The sequence below is a fragment of the Leeuwenhoekiella marinoflava DSM 3653 genome (assembly GCF_900129005.1).
In the GTDB taxonomy this organism is placed as follows: Bacteria; Bacteroidota; Bacteroidia; order Flavobacteriales; family Flavobacteriaceae; genus Leeuwenhoekiella; species Leeuwenhoekiella marinoflava.
The window spans coordinates 1-17,228 of the sequence record NZ_FQUN01000032.1; the positions used below are offsets into that span (position 1 = coordinate 1).

Sequence of the window (17,228 nt, forward strand, 5' to 3'; positions counted from 1 at the left end):
CTCATAATCTGTAAGCTGGTAGCGCTTGAAAAAAGCAATGTATTTGCTAATGGTGTTGCGTGATAGGCCTAACCTTGAACTTATCTGCCGCTTGCTTACGCCCTCGCTGTAGAGCTTGAATATCTGTTTTACTTTTCGCATATCTATTTGTTTATTGGCCATCGTCTTTTTAGCAAAAAAAGACATTTGACTTTTTACAAATAGAATCGACTTTCTAGTGGTTCACTTTGGCCCGGCGAAGACGGCTCACATTGACCCGATTTAGGTGGTTCACTTTAGCCCGGCGAAGGTGGTATACTATGCCCGATTTTTGCACAGAACCACTTTGCAGCAATCAGACTAATTTTTCGCTCGCTCAAATATTCTAGTAGTGCTGGATGTTGAATCGTTTTTACGTGTTTGATTTCAATTCTAGATTCTTTGAAATTGGTTTGGTGCTGTTGTGGTAGATCATAATCAACCGTTTTAAGCTGAGCTAGAATTTCTAAAGCTTTACTCACCGATACTTTTGAAAGCTCACAGATTAGGTCGATGCAGTTGCCACCTTTTCCTAGCCCGTGATCGTACCAGCAGTTTAATTTTTTAGAAACTTTAAAGGATGCTTGGGTTTCTGACCGCAGGGGACTTAGAAACCAAGCTTCCTTTTCCGTATTGCGAGTGGGAAGGTGTCCTAAAAATTCCAGCGCCTTTTCGATGGGAATTTTTCGGGCATTTTCACACGATAGTTTTTCTTTTTTCATCTGTATTATATTTTGCTATGTAATTTTGATGATTTGATGACAAATCTTCTTAAGCCTTATATTTACTAGCTTTACCTGGTCATCAAAAATTCATCGTTTCATCATTTTTGAATTTTCAAGCTCCTTCTTTGTCATCATTTATTTTTTTGATGACAGTTTGATGATAAAATGATGACAGCTTCAGCCCTTGTAAATAGTGGGATCATCATAATCTGTCATCGTCTCATCAAAATTTTGAGTCAGGAATTCCTTTTTTACGGTAAAATAGCGGCCTTTAGCCTCGATCAAATTGATAGAACCGTCAGACCAAATAATGAATTTTCGATACTGATTCGAGTTAGGTTGATTGTTGAGTTTCCAATCTACTTTCAATAATCTGCGTAATTGCGTTAGATCTGTTTTGACCCTGGTTTTATTCAGGGCATTTAAAGCATCTAACGGACAAAAGTCTACTTCTTCTAAGTCATACTTTTCAAAGACCCCCATTAGAATACTGGCCAGTTCTTTTTCTACCCGATTTCTATTATTTTTTACGAGCCTGGTAAGCGCAGCAGTTTTTATCTGCTCAGGAGTAAACCACATCCGCGTTTTATGAACCGTACTTAGTTTTCGGTTTGATAGAAAGTATAAGAATGCTGGGATTTCAGAAATCAGTTGCTCAAGAAAGTTTGTACTTTCTTTTTTGATTGAGGGTACTTTTAAAACCCAAAAGCGGGTTTCATTAGCATCAATCTTAATGAAATTATCTTCGTTGTTGCTGCAGAGAATAAACTTGCCAAAGAATTCTACTTCCCGTTTGTCTTTTCCTTTAGCTTCTAGCTTATTGATATTAGTTGTGCTCAGGTATTTAATACGTTCGGTAAGCTCTTCTTTATTAAAGAGTACTTCATCAATACAGATCAGGAGTTTATTTGCCCAATCGGAATTGAACTGACTACTGAAACTGTCATTAGTCAGATACGTGAGGTTGTTCTCAAAAATGGATTTAAGCCATTTTAAAAAAGTGCTTTTACCTGTTGAACGTTCTTTAGATACCAGGCAGAGAATAGGTAGGACCTGTACCGGCTTTGTATAAAGCAACTGCAGGTAATCCAACCCAAGTTCTTGCTGGTTACCGAATATGTGACTAAGAAATTTAGAAGTAGTTTCAAAAGATCCTTCATTGGGTTGCTTACTCAGAGGTGAGTAGATGTTATAAAACCCTTTGTACTCCTGTTGGAAGTTAATATGATTGGGAATACATGTGAAGCCATCGTATTTGGGGATTTTAGTCAGATAGGCTTTTCCGTGATCTTGTTTTATGGTCTCTATATTCCAATGAACTAGAAACTCGTTGAAATGACCGGCAATAGTAGGAGCGGCAACCAACTTGTAATAGGTGGTGCCGACCCTTTTATAGGGTATAGCTTTCATAATAAGTGATTTTAATAGTGAAGAGAAACCCTGATTCAAAAAGAATCAGGGTTTGGAGGTGAGTTATCTCTTTTTCAAGGTGTAACTCAATGCTTCCTGTTCAATCTGCGAATGAGATTTACGCTGATTTTCTAAAAGCCATTTGTTCAACAGATCGATGTCGAAGTAAATAAGTTTACCACCAGGCTTGCTGTGCGGAATGCCTCCAGTAGAGGTTAATTTGTATAAATAGCTTCGAGAGATACCTGTATAATCACAAGCTTCTTCAAGCGTAAGTACCTTTTTGGTGGCTAGTAATAGCGATTCAATGCGTTCTAGCCTTTCGTCTAAATTAATCGTGTTCATCGTATTCGATTTTAAAAGTGAATAGTGAACAAAGCGCTTTGTTGTATTTTTTTAGAATTCTTGAAATAAAAGTAAAGCTATGATTAATTAAAGGCTCGTTTTCAACTCAGGACTTATGCACAAATAATTGAATAATAGGTGTTTGTATTAAATGATTTCAGATGATATTAAATCATAACAAAAAGAATTTTTGCATACTCTTGGGAATAACAAATACCACTAAAAATTATGCGTGAAACGAGAGTTTCTGTAAGTTATCAACAGGTAAAATCTTAAATTTCCAATTTCGGTATTAGATAAGCCGCTTCTTTTTTCTTTTTGTCTACTATTTTAGCGTAGATCTGAGTGGTTCGAATTTCTTTATGTCCCAGAATTTTAGAAACCGTGTATATATCAGCTCCGTTTTCTAGCAGCAGTACAGCGTGTGTATGTCTGGCACTGTGAAAAGTAATATGTTTGGTTATTCCTGCACGCATACACCACCGGAGTAGTTCTGCATTAAAATGGGCACCGTATTTCAAACCTTGAAATACACGACCGCTGTCTTGCTTTCGGGTACCTAAAATACTCCGCGCCTGTTCAGATAGGTATTGGTATTCCTGAGCGGCAGTTTTTTTCTGTTGGAATATAAGTCGGGATCCGTCTTCTTCATCACGCACTTCAGACCAGGTAAGTTTATTTATATCGCTCCACCGTAAACCGGTAAGACAGCTAAAAATAAATGCATTTTTCAACATTTGATGTTTACATTCAGCTTTCACTAAGTTTTGTAATTCTTCGTGAGTTAGATATTCGCGCATAGTTTCACCCATAGCAAACCCTTTCACGGCTGTAGCATAATTGCGACTGGTATACCCATCATCAAAAGCTTGTCTTAATGCTGCTTTGAATTTATTAAAATAGGAGTATTTAGAATTCTGTGATAATAGCGTATTCGATTTAGTTTTAGCTTTTTTGTTTAGATATTTTTTATAGCCTAATACAAATTCTTCATCTACATCTTCAAAGGTAACGTGCTTGTTTTTACAGTAGTTCTCAAGGTGATTTTGAGCGGCATCCCAACTATCATAATTACCTTTGGTCTCATAGCGCTCTTCCTTGAGCTTTTCATAATAATTCAGAAATAGTAATTTGTCTTTACTACGATCTTTAATTCCATATTTGCCTTGAGCATATTCTGCTCGGCGAATGGATAAGATTTGTTCAGCCCTTAGGAGTGTTTCTTCATTTTCTCTCTTTTCAAGAGCGTTTTTAGGACTCATATAGAGATACTGTTTGAGGTACTCAAATTCTCTTGAATGAATTTGTTTACCGTTGGCATCTCTGGTCTTGCCTTTATAATATTCAATATATAGACTGTACTTTCCCGAAGTGAGTTTTTTCTTTTTGAGCTTAATTACCATAATATGAGCTTTTTGTAAAATTAATCCAAAAAAGCTAAATGAGGTGTACTTTGGTACACCTCATGTTTAAATTTTAACATTGAGGTGTACCAGAGGTGTAACAAAAGAACAATTATAGAAGAATTAAGAGAAAATACTATTGAATAATTAAGCGTATTAAAGGATTGATTTTGTTGGGTTTTGTGTTAATTTGATGTCAAATGATATCAAATTAAATTTCAGATTTATTTACCGATACATAAAGTAACTTATATTGACAATCAGTAAGTTATGAAAATAGGATACAAATGAGGTACAAAGGCGTACTGGAAAGCACAAAACAACACAAAATATCTATATTATTTTATGATGTAATATTAGGGAATATTTTATTTAGATACTTGCTAATAAATCACCTCTTAAATAAGGAGCTAAATGTGCTTTAACTTCTTTAAATAACTAAGCCTATTAATTTAGCCAATCGTTATGTTTTTTTTGTAAACGATACATTATTTGATATTGTTTTAAGAAAAATGTCTTACTTTCTTAATAAAAAAAAACGCCCTTATTTAATTAAGAGCGTTTTGTAGTTATATCTTTTTACGAGAGTACTATCCATCCCAAGTAACTCCCATTAGTAGTACATTCTTGCTGTCAACAGTCTTTTTCATAATATTTGTTTTTGATTATTATTAAAATAATAGTTTGTAAAAGTAATATAATTATTTTTTAAACCTTTATAATAAATAGTTTAAACTTTTCTCCTGGTAATAGTAAACCTCTATTAAAATATGTCATTTCATTAAAAGCTTCAAAATCTTGAACATCTTGTTTATGGTATTTTATCTTCCAAGCTGGACTAAATATAACTTTTAAATCTTTATTATACCTTATATTAATGGTAATATCGTCAATTATTTTATCACATCCAAAAATACATTCTCTATCATTATCTAAATTTTGGCTAAATATTACTTCTCTTTCAATATGATATTCATCTCTCCCTTGTAACGTTTTTTCCACTTCTTTTATTATATCATTTCCAACTGGTTTTGTTTTAATATCAGTTTCAGGGTTCAATTCAATATCAACATTTAAACACTTAAATGATATTTTAGGAAACTCCTCATTATTACTATCTTCTTTATCAACACCAATGCTAAATTTCCAAGTAAATTCTTCTTTGCTTTTTTTGACAATAGTATATCTTGTTAATTCTTTAACTAGAATCTGTTTATTTTCAATGAGACTTACAAAATACTCTTTTCGATAATTTTTATAATAATAGGCTATATTATTTTTCTCGAAGAATTCATTTTTAATATCTCTCTTTAAAACAGTATAAATATCAGGGAAAGCTTTCCTATATTTACTTAAAGTTACAACTTCCCAAATATGCTCTAAATTAGTTTGAGCGAGGAAATAATCTTCGGACAATGTTATAGATTCAATGCTTTTTTTTAATCTATCAGTATATTTATCAGAAATTAATATTCTATCAAATTCTTTTTCAAAGATTTTGATGTAAGCAAGATACTTTAATGAAGCAGTAAAAACGCCACCTGTAAATATTACCAAAGCAATGTCCTTTAAGAATGAAATAATCTTAGAATCAAACAAGTCATTTTCGTTAGCCACTTTTAGATAAAATAACCAAGCATAGAAAATGAAGTAAGATATACTTACGAATAGTAATATGAGGTAAAGGTTGTTTAAGAATCCTTTCCCGAAAGTTTTCAACATATTTCCTATAAATGATAAGACTTTTTTAATGGAAAAGTTATCATCATTTTTCTTTTCTTTATTTAATTCGTGTCCGCATTTATGACAAAATAAGTCATCATCTTTGGTGATTTCAACGTTACACTCGTTACAGTAAGTAATTTTAGCCATTTCATTTTGGATATATTGCTCAAATATAATCGTTTAATATTTTCACTTCCCAAATAATTTTTCAACTTGCTTTTTATTCATAGTTAGAGAATAGGCTTTAATATCTGTTCCCTCTTTATTGAATTGAGCAAGTCTAAAATAAGAACCCATTACATTCTTAATAAACTCCAACTTGATTTTTCCATTACCAGCTTCTAAAACAGTTTCAGAAGATTGTTTTTTTTCTAATCCTGCAATAATCAAATTATAGATTTGATTAAAAGCATCATTTTCATTTTTGAATGAAAAGCTTGCATAACTTATAATATCCTTATCCTTGTTATTATAAAACTCAATAGTATAAATGCTATCAACTTTAAGGCATTTAAAAGTTGATATACCCATTTGTTCAATTTCTCCTATCAATTCTGCTTTAGAATGGTCTAATACTTTTATTTGGGAGAAACTTAAAAGTGGTAAAAGGAAAATAAACAAATTAAAAGCTTTCATAAGTTGAGGTGTATATCATTAATTTGCTCATAAAAATAGTGTAAATATCTAATAACCAAACACTAAAAGCCGTTCAATATCCTGTGCGCTATGTCTTTCAGCTTCATCAATTTTTTGTTTTAAATACAAATAGCGTTTTGTCGGTTTGCCCTTATAATGGGTTTTAAAATGCTTTGAATACAATTCTTTATAGTATTTCTCAACATCAAAATAAGAGCCGTAAACCCGCTCTAATACTCGCCATTTTTTACTTTGCTTTTGACTTTCATACATAGCCCCCTTAAAGGCTTCACGATGTAAGAAGTAACCACCTATTGAATAGAGTTTTCGGCAACGCTTATTTGTTTCAGGACAAAGGAAATACCAAATTTTACCTTTGCCAATGTTTGAAGGAATAGAAACTAAAGTTACTCTGTACTTTCTAGGCTCATTTTTGTAATTATAAGAAAGTTCAATAAATGGCTCAATATCCCTTGTGTTGCTCCTTATTGAAATACTGGCAATTTCATTACCTCTAGTACTCCAATGAAGTGTACCGCTTTTAATTTGTTGAGGCTTTAAGTACCCCCATTCTTTTAATTTAGTAATGTTTAGCTGTAAAACCTCATCAAATAAGGTGGGGTAGGTGGCTGGCTTTGGCATAGTCTCTGGATTTTTATAACCTAAATTATTAGGGAACTTTTGAAAAACGTTGATTAATCAAGGCTTTTTTCAATTCCTGTAAACGGTTTAGGTAGGGTAAATAAATTTGTTTACCATTGTTTGCTTTAACAGTAGATAAATGGTTTTTAACAAATAAAGAACAATCTGTTATTGTGCTGCTTTCATTAAGCTTTAAAGGTTGGGTAGGTAGTTTCATATTTGTAAAGTAGTTTTCAAGTTCTGCAATATCATTGCTCCAGTCAGGCTCTTTTACCGTTATAAAATCAATATTGTTTTCTTCAATTATAAAAGGTTTTTTTAAAGCTTCACTTTTTTCACTTTTTTCACGGATAGGGGGTTCAACTGGTTCAGGTTCGGGCTGTGGTGTCTCTTTTATATCCTGCTTTCTGAATAGTCGCCAATCCTGTTTTATAAGATAGTCTGCAAGGTCTTTGCCTTGCTCTTTGTCCTGCTGTGGGGCTAACTGTTCAAGTAAGTCCGAAACGTAAAAGTATGTACCCTGTAAACGCTTTTGTATTTCGGCTGCCTTGTTACTCCATAACTGAAAGGCTTTGCCGCCTTTTGATAGGTCAGGAAACAAAAAAACATTCCTGCCTTTCAATGCCTTGCATTTGTTGAGGTTTAAGCTGCTCAAATTGTAAACTGCTAGCCAAAGTAAGTTTGTCGGCTGTTCAGGAAACCCAAAATACAACGTGCCATAAATAGCCGTTTTAGGGGCTTCAACCAACGCAACGGGGTTGTAGGGGTATTTAGTTAAAAGATGTTCACCAAACAAACAGGAAACCTTTGTTTCGTTCTCATTGTAGGTTTCCAACCATTCGGGTAACGCCTTGTTGTTTCGGGTGTGGTGCTTTTCAATAATTGAGTGTAAAAAGTCTGTGCCTGTGGTGTGGTTCTGCTTGTCAAATTGCTTTACCTGAACGGCTCTTACATTGCCTTGAACATCAACAAAAGGAAAGGTATTTGCCCCTTTACGGTAGCCGTTTTGTACCGTGCCTAAGTGATACAATGAAATAACCTGTTCAATGTCCTGCACTTCAAAAGGAAAGGCAACCCGTGAAAGTAGGTTTTGAATAAATGTATTCTGCTCATATCCTGCACGGGTAAGGTTCAAAACCTCAACGGGAATAAACGCCCTTTTGGGCTTTTTTACGGGCTTCTTTATTCGTTTTATTGGCTGTGGCTTCCAGTCTGTTGTATTGCCTTGTTCCTGCTCCCAAATCTCTTTTGCGTAACCGTCTAAATACGGGTTGAGGTTATAACCGCAATTCATTGCACGGTCACAACTCCCGTAATTTTCTGGTAGATAGTTTCCTGTACCTGTATCAACGTAGCGAACAAATCTTTTTTTATGGCAGTTGGGGCAGCGGTACTTTTTACTGCCCTTTTCTAAAGTATATCTGTAGTCATTAGCCATTTTTAAAAAGTGTTAAGTTCCTTTTCTAAATATGCTACATTCCCTACACCCAACCTTTTGAACTCAACCCCATAACCCGTAAGCCTTAATTTGAAATTCGTTTTACTGACTGGCTTAAAACCGTCCTCATTACAAAAGTATTTATACTCATTGTAGAGTTCTTTTAAAAGTGTGTAAGATGTAGGACTGTTTTTATACTCATTTTCAGTAACAAACATTTTTACACTATCGGATTGGGTTTTATAATTTTCAACGGCTTCAAAAGCTGCTTTACATTCAGTAAAACGTTTCTGCTCCAGTAGTCTATTTAAGCCATTCAGAACCCAATTAAAAACGCCTGAAAGTTCCGTGTCAATTATTTTGGTGTGTAACTGCTTATCCTGCTCCTTTGGTGGTATAGTAACATCAAAAGGAATAATAAGAAAACGTCTGAAATAGGCGTTTGTATGTTCAACGTCTCTAGGTAGTTCATTACAGTTAAAAATAAGTTTTGCGTACTGGCTTAACTGCATCGGTTGACCGTATGGCAAACGGGCGGTTATGGGTTCGCCTGAAACCAATTGCTTGAAAATTGAAGCTTCTAGTTTGCCGTTTATTTCGCTGGCATAGTTGACTAATTTATTTGCAATTTTAGCCCTGTAATAGCCCGCTTCATCGGTTAAGTTTTGCAATGAAAAGGTACTGGTATTCTCAACACCCAGTAAGGCGTTTACTACTTCAAAAAATACACTTTTACCATTTGCACCCGTGCCGTAAAGTATTAAAGCCTTTTCCTCTTTTAGTCTATTGCTCCCGTGCTTAATAAATACAAACCCTAAATATTCAGCTAATACTTTTTGCCGTTCCATATCGGGTAATACCCTGTTTAAATAGGCTTCAAATAAAGGGGCTTTAGTTTGCGGGTTATACTCAAAGGGCAGTTGATAGGTAATAAAATCTTTACGATTGAACGGGCGCAAATGTGTAGCCTGTGGGCTTATCTCAAATGTACCATTCTGCAAGTTTATCAATACGGTGTCTTTGTCCGCTTTGGGTGTGGGTAAATAGGCAGTACCTAAGAACTGTTTAAATAAAAGTTCTCTAAATTGATAATACCGTGCTGAAAATTTAGCAACTCCCATTTTTTCGGCTGCTTCACCTAAAAACTTTTGAAAGGTTTCTTTGTCCAGTTCAGCCCAGTAAGTGCCATTGTACAAATAAATAAAGTCGTGATTTTTACACACGCCCCAGTTGTTTTTTTCAGCGACTTTTAGAACGTTCTCAATAGACAATACTAAAAGATGCTTTTGATTAAGCTTTAATTTGCCCAGCTGCTTATTTAAGTCTTTCCATTGTTCCCGCTCCCTGTCTAATTCTTTATCGGTATTAAAACTCCCGTCAGGATTAGTTAAGGTATTTTCCAATTGTGCAATTTGCTGCCTAAGTTTTTCGGCTTGTGGGAAAGCTAACAACTCAAAGTCTAAAGGTTCAAACTCATCAATTAACCTTTGTAAAATTTCGGTGTGCGCTGGTGGCTCGCCTACTTTCGTTAATTGGTTTACGTGTTTTAAAAGCGTTTCGGGCTTGTTGAGGTCGTCAAACTGTGGGTTTAATTTTTTTGCGCTCATAGTGAAAGGCTTAATTGATTATTAAATGGTGCGTTGTTTGGGTTTGTGGTTAAGTACCACGCTCTAAAGCCTGTTGTCTTACATAGCCTTTTTTCTAGTTCCCAAAGTCGCCCTGCCTTTTCTAAATCTCGTTTATACCTACAAATATTTTTTTGTGGTATTCCCGTAGCTTCTGTAATCATTGAAGCGGTTGCACTATGATTTTGTAAATATTGAAATATGGTTTTTAATTGGGTAGCGTGCGTTTTATCTTTGCCCTGTCTTTTATGCGGGCTGTTCTTATGGTTTTCCATTGTTCAGCCCTTTTATTTATTAGAAAAGTATTTGTCTGCTTCTTGTTCAATTTCAGAATTGGACTTTTTGCGCCCCTCTTTGAGGTACTGCATAAGTTCGGTACTACTGAAATACAAACGCTTTGAGCGTTTCATTACTGGTAGTTCTCCTTTACTTACTTTGCTGTAAATGGTGGGTACTGTAAGGTTTAGAAATTGCGCAGCTTCCTGAATAGTTAACAGTTGTTCAGGCTGTACGGCAGTTGGGGTGTTGTTCTGTACTGCTTTAAGAATGTTTGCAGTAACTCGCTCTGAAATATCAGTTATGAGTTTTTCGGGGTCAATAGGACTTAATACTAAATTGTGCATAATCTTTATTTTTAATTATGCACCAAAGTTGGCGGGGCGTTTTTCGGGGCGTAACGGGGCATCGCCCTACTTTCGCCCTAAATTATATCTGTTTGCTTTGCAGGTAAGTTTCTATTAATTCAGGTTCATTTGAAATGTCTTTAACTATTGTACGCCAATTTTCGCCGCCAATTTCAATAAGGTGGGATGTATTGTTTATGTTGTATTTATTGATAATAGAATTGAAGTTTTTATAAAATGTATTACCCTTTCCTGCACCCATTATTTTGCTGCCTATTTGTTCCAGTTCTTTTTTTTGTCCAATTGGGAAACTTAAGTCTTTGGCGTTACATTCTATTAAATAGGTTAAAACATAATGTTTGGCTTTGTATCTTATTATTTTTTTTGTGGTCGTAGTTTGTTCAGGTAATGAGATATCGGGGATAAATTCAACCCGCTCTAAATAATCAATTATACTAGGAATGATTGTTTTATTCATTGCTGGGCTAAATGCTCCACGCATCGTTAATAAAATGTTTTTTCCTTGCTCATTAGTCAGATGGTACTTTTTTAAAATTTCTTCTATGTGGTGGTAAACTACACCTGTAGTATTTGGGCTGTTTTCGCCTACTAAATCAAATGCAATTTTATGTTTCTGTTGTTTTGGTGTAAGTTCTGAAAATGGAAGACTTTCCGCTGGAACTTTTTTATTTTCTAAAAAGTTAATAGGCAAGGTAAATTTGGTTTGTCCTTTTTTGAAGCCTTGTAAAGCTTCTGTAAAATTGTTTACAGGTATCGCCTTAGTTTCAAATGCTTCAAACTCGTTTCGGTCAGTGTCTTTGAAGTAATCAAATAGGCTTTTGGTGATCTCATCCAAGTCGTTTAGGAATATTTGTAATGCTAAAAATGTACTGTGTGTTTGACTTCTATAGTCGAGATATAGGCTTTTATGCTTGAATATTTCGGGTAAATCTTTATCGCTAAAATTTCTTTTTAAGTGATATATTTCAGTTTCAATACCGCTGAAATCATAAATAGGTTCATTCTCAAAATTGCAAACGTTAAGTTCTTTTGCCTTATCTCTAATTTTATTGATTACATTAATCTGTAAGCTATCAAGCTTATCTATTAGTTTTGGTTGTATCTGATCGAATCGCAATTTGTCCTTATAGTTCCGCTCAGGCTTTAATTGATCTCTTTCTTTCTTTAATGTTTCAACTTCATCTATTAAACCATTATACTGGTTGAAGTTTTCAATATTTGAATGTAGGTAGCCTATAAATTCAAATAAGGCTTTTACTTTAGGGTACTTTTCATTTGCCTTCTGTTCAAGAAACTTTTTGCGTTTATCTATACTATTGATTAAGTTCTTTTTGAATTCACAAGGTTTATCTAAAAGCTCATTTAAAGGATTTTTATTATAAATAGGTTTGTTGAGTTCTAAAACTAGCTTATCACAAATATTATTTTCAGCATCTATAAAATCCTGTTCATCAGTATCAACGTTTAAGGTCATAAAACTACTTAATAAAGAACCGTATTGCTTTTGATATTCTTCAAAATTCAGAATGTTTTTATACTTGCCTTCATTATACAGTTTAAATAAAGCTATTTTCAAGTAGTTTAAAAGGTAGTTGCATTTGAAATTATTTACCTCAGACGGTACAATGTTTTCAAAACTTAAAAATTGCCTAAATACTTTTCTAATAGTTAAATGCGGTGTACCTATTATTTCTTTTGAAACATCAATTTCGGTATTTAAATAATCAGACAATGATTGAGGAAGTTTGTTATTTAGTTCTTTAGCAATTTCATTCTGAATACTAGAAAATGATAAAGCAACATCTAGAGGTAAATCAAAAGTATTTAGATTGTCTATTATCCAATCGTGGTTTATTTGCTGCTTCATTTGTCTTTTATGCTTGAAGTGGTTTTACATATCCAGTTTAATCTTATTGGCTGCTGTGCGTTTAGCTTCATCTACAATTTTGGCGTAAACCTGTGTAGTTTTTAGGTCTTTATGTCCTAGCATTTTTGAAACGGTGTAAATATCTGTACCGCTAAACAGTTGCAGGGTGGCGTAGGTATGTCTAAAGCAATGAAAAGTAATATCCTTTGTTATACCAGCTGCGCCAATCCATTGAAACAGGTGTTTGTTATGATAAGCAGAATATTTAAGACCTTTAAAAACTTGACTTTCGGGTGCTCGTGGTTCGCCTAATAAGCTGTAAGCCTGTTCTGAAATGGGTAAAACCTCAACGCCTTTGGTTTTCTTTTGGCTAAAGTTTAAAAAATACCCTTGCCCCTCAATGTATTCCAGTTCGTTCCACTTCATTTTTGCAATATCTGAAAACCTCAACCCCGTAAGTGCTGAAAATAAAGCAGCTTGTTTCATTACAGGATTATTGCAAGGTGTTTTTACTAGTTTGTTAAGTTCTTCAAGGGTTAAGTATTCCCGTCGTGTTTCTGCTTCTTTAATTGGCTCAATACGGGCGTTTAGGTCAGTTTTTAAATACCCGTCTTTATAGGCTTGTCTTAGTGCAGCTTTTATTTTGTTGAAATAAGAAACGGCTGTATTTTGTGAAAGGGTGGTTTTAGTTCTCGAAAGACTTTTAGTTGTTTGTAAGTGTTCTTTAAAGCCTTCTAAAAATTCATCGTTGAGGTCGGCAAACTTCAAAACCCCTTTTGTATAATTGTCAAGATAATTGAGTGCAGAAACCCAATTTGCATGATTTGAGTTTTTTCGTTTGTGGGCTAACTTTTTGAAGTAGGCGACAAAGTTAAGTTCGCTCACTTCTTTAATGCGTAATTGCTCCTTTTCGTACTCGCTGTATATTTCAGGCTTATTTAAAAAGTTTTCACGCTTTTGGCGTATGCTTTCAGCTATTCTTTGGGTTTCTGTATTGTGTTGTTTATCAATAGGGCTTTTAGCCTTTTCATAAAGATACAAGCCTAAAAATTCCCTGCGTGAAGGTTTACCCGTTTTAGGGTGGGGTATAGCAGGGTAAAAGTCGAGGTATAGGCTTTTACGTCCTTTGCTTATTTTCTTTTGCCGTAAGGTTACTTTGGTACTCATTGTCTTTTATGCTTAGTGAAAATAGTGAAAAAGGTGTAGGGTTTAAAACAACTTTATTTTTTATGTCAAAATCTTATTAATAATGGTTTTGGGTATGTATGTAAATTTTCCCTGTTTGATTTTTGGCACTTTATTTTTGATTAATAGAAGTCTTAACCCGCTTTGTGAAATATTGTATTTGTTCTGTACTTCTCCTATGCTGTAACAGTCTTGAATATCATAAAAAGCGGGTTCGGTTGGTTTAACTTCGGGTTGAGGTATTGGCTGTTCCATTAATAAGTCAATTTCTGAACGCTTAACCCTTGTCATTCGTTGGCTTAGATTAACGGCTTTTAAAGTTCCGTTGTCAATTAATCGGTAAACAGTCCTTAGAGAACACCCTATTAAGGTAGCTGCATCTTTTGCCGTTAAAAACTCCTTTGCTTTTACGACTTCAATAGGCAAAACCTTAATGCGTTCAGTTTCATTATTTGACTTATCAATTTTAGTAGTACGCTGTTTGGCTTTATAATGTCTGCTATTGCATTTATGAGAACAGTACTTTGTCCTAGTTGTTCGGGCTGTAAATTGATTGTTACAATACAGGCAAATGCGTTTAATCTCAATATTTGAACTCATTAACTAGACTTAAATAGTTTTAAGCAGAATTAAGGTTATTTAAGTGCCATAATTTCGCCTTTTGAGGTACAAATATATTAATAAATAGTATTGAGGTACAGATAAGGTACAAATTTGTACCTAATAACATAAAATATCACAAACTAAACACTAAGTTTATCGCAATAAAAAACCCCTATTTAAAGGGGTTTAGGGTGGTTTTTTAGTTGTTTTGTATTTGTTTGTTTTGCGGTGGTTACTTTCCGATACAGAAATTAGCGAATATATTTCCTAGTAATTCATCGTTAGTAACCTGCCCCGTAATCTCTCCAAAATGGTACAGGGCTTCTCTGATGTCTATAGCCAGCAGGTCACCGCTTAGTCCGGCATCAATACCCAGTTGTACTTTTTCGATCTCTTCAAGAGCTTTGAGTAGGGAATCGTAATGCCGCGAATTGGTAACCAAAGTTTCGTTATTAAGCAGCGCACCGGTATTTACAAATTGTAGCAATTGTTCCTTGAGTTCGTCTACACCCGTGCCGGTCTTTGCAGAAATTAAGAGTATTGCCGACTTCTGAGCAGCTACAATCAATGCGTTCAACTGACTCTTGATTTCTGATTGTTCTGCGTCAGAAAGGTGATCCATTTTATTGGCAACCAGAACCAAAGGCTTATCCGGGAAGCGATTCTTAATTTTTTCTATTTCTAATTGGAGGTCAGCAAATGCTCTCCCTTTGGGGGAGCTGCCGGAGGCGGAGGGGGCTAGAGCGTTGATGAGGTAAAGCACCACCTGCGCCTGACTTATTTTTTCAAAGGTCTTTTTGATCCCCAAACCTTCGATGACATCAACGGTTTCTCGGATCCCGGCAGTATCTATAAACCGAAACCCAATACCACCTATAGCAATCTCATCTTCAATAGTATCGCGGGTGGTTCCGGCGATATCGCTTACAATTGCACGTTCTTCATTGAGTAGTGCATTGAGCAACGTAGATTTCCCAACGTTTGGTTCACCAACTATGGCTACTGGAATTCCGTTTTTAATGACGTTTCCGGTAGCAAACGAGTCGATAAGGCGTTTGAGTACCCGGGTGATTTTAGAGATGAGGTTTTGAAACTCTTCGCGGTTGGCAAACTCCACATCTTCTTCAGCAAAGTCGAGTTCGAGCTCTATCAGTGAAGCGAAGTTGAGCAATTCCTGACGCAGTTGTGCGATTTCGTTAGAAAACCCACCCCGCATTTGCTGCATGGCGATCTGGTGAGATCCGGCATTGTCACTGGCAATAAGATCTGCCACAGCTTCCGCCTGGCTTAAGTCCATTTTCCCATTGATAAACGCACGCAGCGTAAATTCGCCAGCCTTTGCAGCACGGCAGCCTTTTCTAAACAGCAATTGCAAAATTTCCTGCTGAATGTAAGCGCTTCCGTGACACGAGATCTCTACCGTAGGTTCTCCGGTGTAGGAGCGTTTTCCTTTAAAAATAGAAACCAGTGCTTCATCAATAATACGGTTTCCGTCAACGATATTTCCCAGATGCAGGGTATGAGATTGCTGCTCTTTGAGAATCTTTCCGCTTTTAGCTATAAAAACAGATGAGACCAGGTCTAAAGCATGAGTGCCTGAAACCCGTATTACAGCTATTGCTCCGGCTCCGGGAGCAGTCGCCAGCGCAGCGATGGTATCTTGAATGTGCATAGCCGCAAAATTACAAAATATTGCATTGGGGAGCACTCATAAAAAATCCCCGGACAAATACATTTGCCGGGGATTTTCAACTAACTAACCAACCAAAAAAATCAAACTATAACTCGTTAATCAGACGAGTCTTAATCGTTAAGATCTGCGACTGCGATCACTGTAACCGGTGTTGATCTGCACATCTGCTTTCTTATATTTATTTCCTTTATAAATGCTTCCGGTCTGCTTGTACATGCGACCGCTACGGTCGTAATGCATTTTTAAATTTCCCACTTTATCTAAAGCACCTTTTTTATAGTTTATCGGGATGTCACCTATGCGGTTCACCTGCCCGTTGTGCAAATACCCTATGGTAATACCGCCTATTTGTGCTACCTGTCCATTTCTGTTGTATTTCACATAGCCTTTGCGGTAATTCGCACCGGTGCCATATACATCTCTTGGGTTGTAGTACACTTGGCGTACATAATTGCCATTGAGGCGTATAGATGCTGGTGTTGCATTGAAGTCCAGAGTTCCATCCGGGTAGATCAAAAACTCAATACCTTGTTCAATAAAAACCACCGGTTGCATATAGTTACGCAGACTGTTGATTTCATTTTGCTCAGGGGCTGTAATGTATTCTGATGCATGCGCAGCAGCTCCGATTACGAAACTTGCTGCTACTAAAAATAAAGCGCGTTTCATGTCTTTTAAGGTTTATAGATCAGGACAGGACTTAATAGCTGTTCTAATCTGATTGCACTTCATACAGTTCAAACCGCGTGCCAAAAATGAAATGTGCTGTTTTATTTGCTTACGCGGAAGGCTGAATATAGTATTTATTGTTCTGATATTTAAATATTTATTGATTCCGGGTGATTTTAAAAAATAGTTGTTGATTTGTATTAAACTGAAGATTTTCGCTTTTAGAATAATTAAAGCAAACTCTTTCTTTTTTGCATTGCCCAAAAAAGAACCAAAATCCTCATCCCCAACCCTTCTCCCATAGAGAAGGGAGTTTGATTCCTGACAGCATCCCTCATGAGATTCAAAACACGTTCAGCATGACGCTTTAACAAATTGGAAGGGGGTAAGCCAATTAATATCTTTTGGTTCGGAATAAACATAGGAAGTTACGAAGGAGCGGAGTGATAGCGACGTGGAGCAGGCAATAGCATACATGAATAGCTTTTTTAGGATTCAATAAGCTTTTTTCTTTTTTGCATCGCCCAAAAAAGAACCAAAATCCTCATCCCCAACCCTTCTCCCATAGAGAAGGGAGTTTGATTCCTGACAGCATCCCTC

17 protein-coding genes are annotated in these 17,228 nt (G+C 35.5%); all 17 read right to left on the reverse strand.

The annotated features are described in order from the left end of the window. A partial coding sequence (locus BUB91_RS20175) for a helix-turn-helix domain-containing protein (RefSeq protein WP_317041360.1) occupies window positions 1-186 on the reverse strand: 186 nt, incomplete at its 3' end. 89 nt (window positions 187-275) lie between these two features. Beyond that, on the reverse strand, window positions 276-740 hold the full coding sequence (locus tag BUB91_RS20180; RefSeq protein ID WP_083558084.1) for a CHC2 zinc finger domain-containing protein: 465 nt from the start codon (window positions 738-740) through the stop codon (window positions 276-278). A 180-nt stretch (window positions 741-920) separates the two neighbouring features. Continuing rightward, on the reverse strand, window positions 921-2,153 hold the full coding sequence (locus BUB91_RS20185; RefSeq protein ID WP_073101189.1) for a primase-helicase family protein: 1,233 nt from the start codon (window positions 2,151-2,153) through the stop codon (window positions 921-923). A 63-nt stretch (window positions 2,154-2,216) separates the two neighbouring features. Beyond that, window positions 2,217-2,498, reverse strand: a complete 282-nt coding sequence (locus BUB91_RS20190; protein ID WP_073101191.1) for a helix-turn-helix transcriptional regulator — start codon at window positions 2,496-2,498, stop codon at window positions 2,217-2,219. A gap of 272 nt (window positions 2,499-2,770) precedes the next feature. After that, a complete protein-coding gene (locus BUB91_RS20195) occupies window positions 2,771-3,901 on the reverse strand; it encodes a site-specific integrase (RefSeq protein WP_073101193.1) in 1,131 nt (376 codons plus the stop codon). 708 nt (window positions 3,902-4,609) lie between these two features. Next, window positions 4,610-5,773, reverse strand: coding sequence for a zinc ribbon domain-containing protein (locus BUB91_RS20200; protein ID WP_073101194.1), 1,164 nt, complete (start codon window positions 5,771-5,773; stop codon window positions 4,610-4,612). Window positions 5,774-5,815: 42 nt separating this feature from the next. Further along, complete coding sequence (locus tag BUB91_RS20205; RefSeq protein WP_073101196.1) at window positions 5,816-6,262, reverse strand: hypothetical protein; 447 nt, start codon at window positions 6,260-6,262, stop codon at window positions 5,816-5,818. Between the two features lie 48 nt (window positions 6,263-6,310). After that, window positions 6,311-6,904 carry a hypothetical protein gene (locus BUB91_RS20210; protein WP_073101198.1) on the reverse strand — a complete coding sequence of 198 codons (594 nt, stop codon included), beginning with the start codon at window positions 6,902-6,904 and terminating at the stop codon, window positions 6,311-6,313. Between the two features lie 28 nt (window positions 6,905-6,932). After that, window positions 6,933-8,342: a DUF6965 family protein gene (locus BUB91_RS20215; RefSeq protein ID WP_175551018.1), complete on the reverse strand. Its 1,410-nt coding sequence runs from the start codon at window positions 8,340-8,342 to the stop codon at window positions 6,933-6,935. A gap of 2 nt (window positions 8,343-8,344) precedes the next feature. Continuing rightward, entirely contained in the window at window positions 8,345-9,949 is a 1,605-nt protein-coding gene (locus BUB91_RS20220) for a DNA primase family protein (protein WP_083558087.1), read from the reverse strand. Then, on the reverse strand, window positions 9,946-10,242 hold the full coding sequence (locus tag BUB91_RS20225; RefSeq protein WP_073101200.1) for a hypothetical protein: 297 nt from the start codon (window positions 10,240-10,242) through the stop codon (window positions 9,946-9,948). Before BUB91_RS20225 ends, BUB91_RS20220 begins: the two co-directional genes overlap by 4 nt. Before the next feature lie 12 nt (window positions 10,243-10,254). Continuing rightward, the gene (locus BUB91_RS20230) at window positions 10,255-10,590 is read right to left on the reverse strand and encodes a helix-turn-helix domain-containing protein (RefSeq protein WP_073101202.1); all 336 of its coding nucleotides are present in this window, start codon (window positions 10,588-10,590) and stop codon (window positions 10,255-10,257) included. 82 nt (window positions 10,591-10,672) lie between these two features. Next, the gene (locus tag BUB91_RS20235) at window positions 10,673-12,478 is read right to left on the reverse strand and encodes a hypothetical protein (RefSeq protein WP_073101204.1); all 1,806 of its coding nucleotides are present in this window, start codon (window positions 12,476-12,478) and stop codon (window positions 10,673-10,675) included. Window positions 12,479-12,502: 24 nt separating this feature from the next. After that, window positions 12,503-13,645 carry a site-specific integrase gene (locus BUB91_RS20240; RefSeq protein WP_073101206.1) on the reverse strand — a complete coding sequence of 381 codons (1,143 nt, stop codon included), beginning with the start codon at window positions 13,643-13,645 and terminating at the stop codon, window positions 12,503-12,505. Window positions 13,646-13,705: 60 nt separating this feature from the next. Next, the gene (locus tag BUB91_RS20245; protein WP_073101208.1) at window positions 13,706-14,263 is read right to left on the reverse strand and encodes a helix-turn-helix transcriptional regulator; all 558 of its coding nucleotides are present in this window, start codon (window positions 14,261-14,263) and stop codon (window positions 13,706-13,708) included. Window positions 14,264-14,498: 235 nt separating this feature from the next. After that, the gene (gene mnmE / locus BUB91_RS20250; protein ID WP_073101210.1) at window positions 14,499-15,938 is read right to left on the reverse strand and encodes a tRNA uridine-5-carboxymethylaminomethyl(34) synthesis GTPase MnmE; all 1,440 of its coding nucleotides are present in this window, start codon (window positions 15,936-15,938) and stop codon (window positions 14,499-14,501) included. Window positions 15,939-16,076: 138 nt separating this feature from the next. Beyond that, on the reverse strand, window positions 16,077-16,628 hold the full coding sequence (locus BUB91_RS20255; protein WP_073101212.1) for a hypothetical protein: 552 nt from the start codon (window positions 16,626-16,628) through the stop codon (window positions 16,077-16,079). Window positions 16,629-17,228: the final 600 nt, after the last annotated feature.

Excerpts from the sequence above, each read along its gene's own strand:
- BUB91_RS20245 (WP_073101208.1), bottom strand. The coding sequence starts at position 14,263 with ATGAGTTCAAATATTGAGATTAAACGCATTTGCCTGTATTGTAACAAT.
- BUB91_RS20235 (WP_073101204.1), bottom strand. The coding sequence starts at position 12,478 with ATGAAGCAGCAAATAAACCACGATTGGATAATAGACAATCTAAATACT.
- BUB91_RS20205 (WP_073101196.1), bottom strand. The coding sequence starts at position 6,262 with ATGAAAGCTTTTAATTTGTTTATTTTCCTTTTACCACTTTTAAGTTTC.
- BUB91_RS20180 (WP_083558084.1), bottom strand. The coding sequence starts at position 740 with ATGAAAAAAGAAAAACTATCGTGTGAAAATGCCCGAAAAATTCCCATC.
- BUB91_RS20225 (WP_073101200.1), bottom strand. The coding sequence starts at position 10,242 with ATGGAAAACCATAAGAACAGCCCGCATAAAAGACAGGGCAAAGATAAA.
- BUB91_RS20195 (WP_073101193.1), bottom strand. The coding sequence starts at position 3,901 with ATGGTAATTAAGCTCAAAAAGAAAAAACTCACTTCGGGAAAGTACAGT.
- BUB91_RS20230 (WP_073101202.1), bottom strand. The coding sequence starts at position 10,590 with ATGCACAATTTAGTATTAAGTCCTATTGACCCCGAAAAACTCATAACT.
- BUB91_RS20240 (WP_073101206.1), bottom strand. The coding sequence starts at position 13,645 with ATGAGTACCAAAGTAACCTTACGGCAAAAGAAAATAAGCAAAGGACGT.
- BUB91_RS20185 (WP_073101189.1), bottom strand. The coding sequence starts at position 2,153 with ATGAAAGCTATACCCTATAAAAGGGTCGGCACCACCTATTACAAGTTG.
- BUB91_RS20220 (WP_083558087.1), bottom strand. The coding sequence starts at position 9,949 with ATGAGCGCAAAAAAATTAAACCCACAGTTTGACGACCTCAACAAGCCC.
- BUB91_RS20210 (WP_073101198.1), bottom strand. The coding sequence starts at position 6,904 with ATGCCAAAGCCAGCCACCTACCCCACCTTATTTGATGAGGTTTTACAG.
- BUB91_RS20190 (WP_073101191.1), bottom strand. The coding sequence starts at position 2,498 with ATGAACACGATTAATTTAGACGAAAGGCTAGAACGCATTGAATCGCTA.
- BUB91_RS20215 (WP_175551018.1), bottom strand. The coding sequence starts at position 8,342 with ATGGCTAATGACTACAGATATACTTTAGAAAAGGGCAGTAAAAAGTAC.
- BUB91_RS20255 (WP_073101212.1), bottom strand. The coding sequence starts at position 16,628 with ATGAAACGCGCTTTATTTTTAGTAGCAGCAAGTTTCGTAATCGGAGCT.
- mnmE (WP_073101210.1), bottom strand. The coding sequence starts at position 15,938 with ATGCACATTCAAGATACCATCGCTGCGCTGGCGACTGCTCCCGGAGCC.
- BUB91_RS20200 (WP_073101194.1), bottom strand. The coding sequence starts at position 5,773 with ATGGCTAAAATTACTTACTGTAACGAGTGTAACGTTGAAATCACCAAA.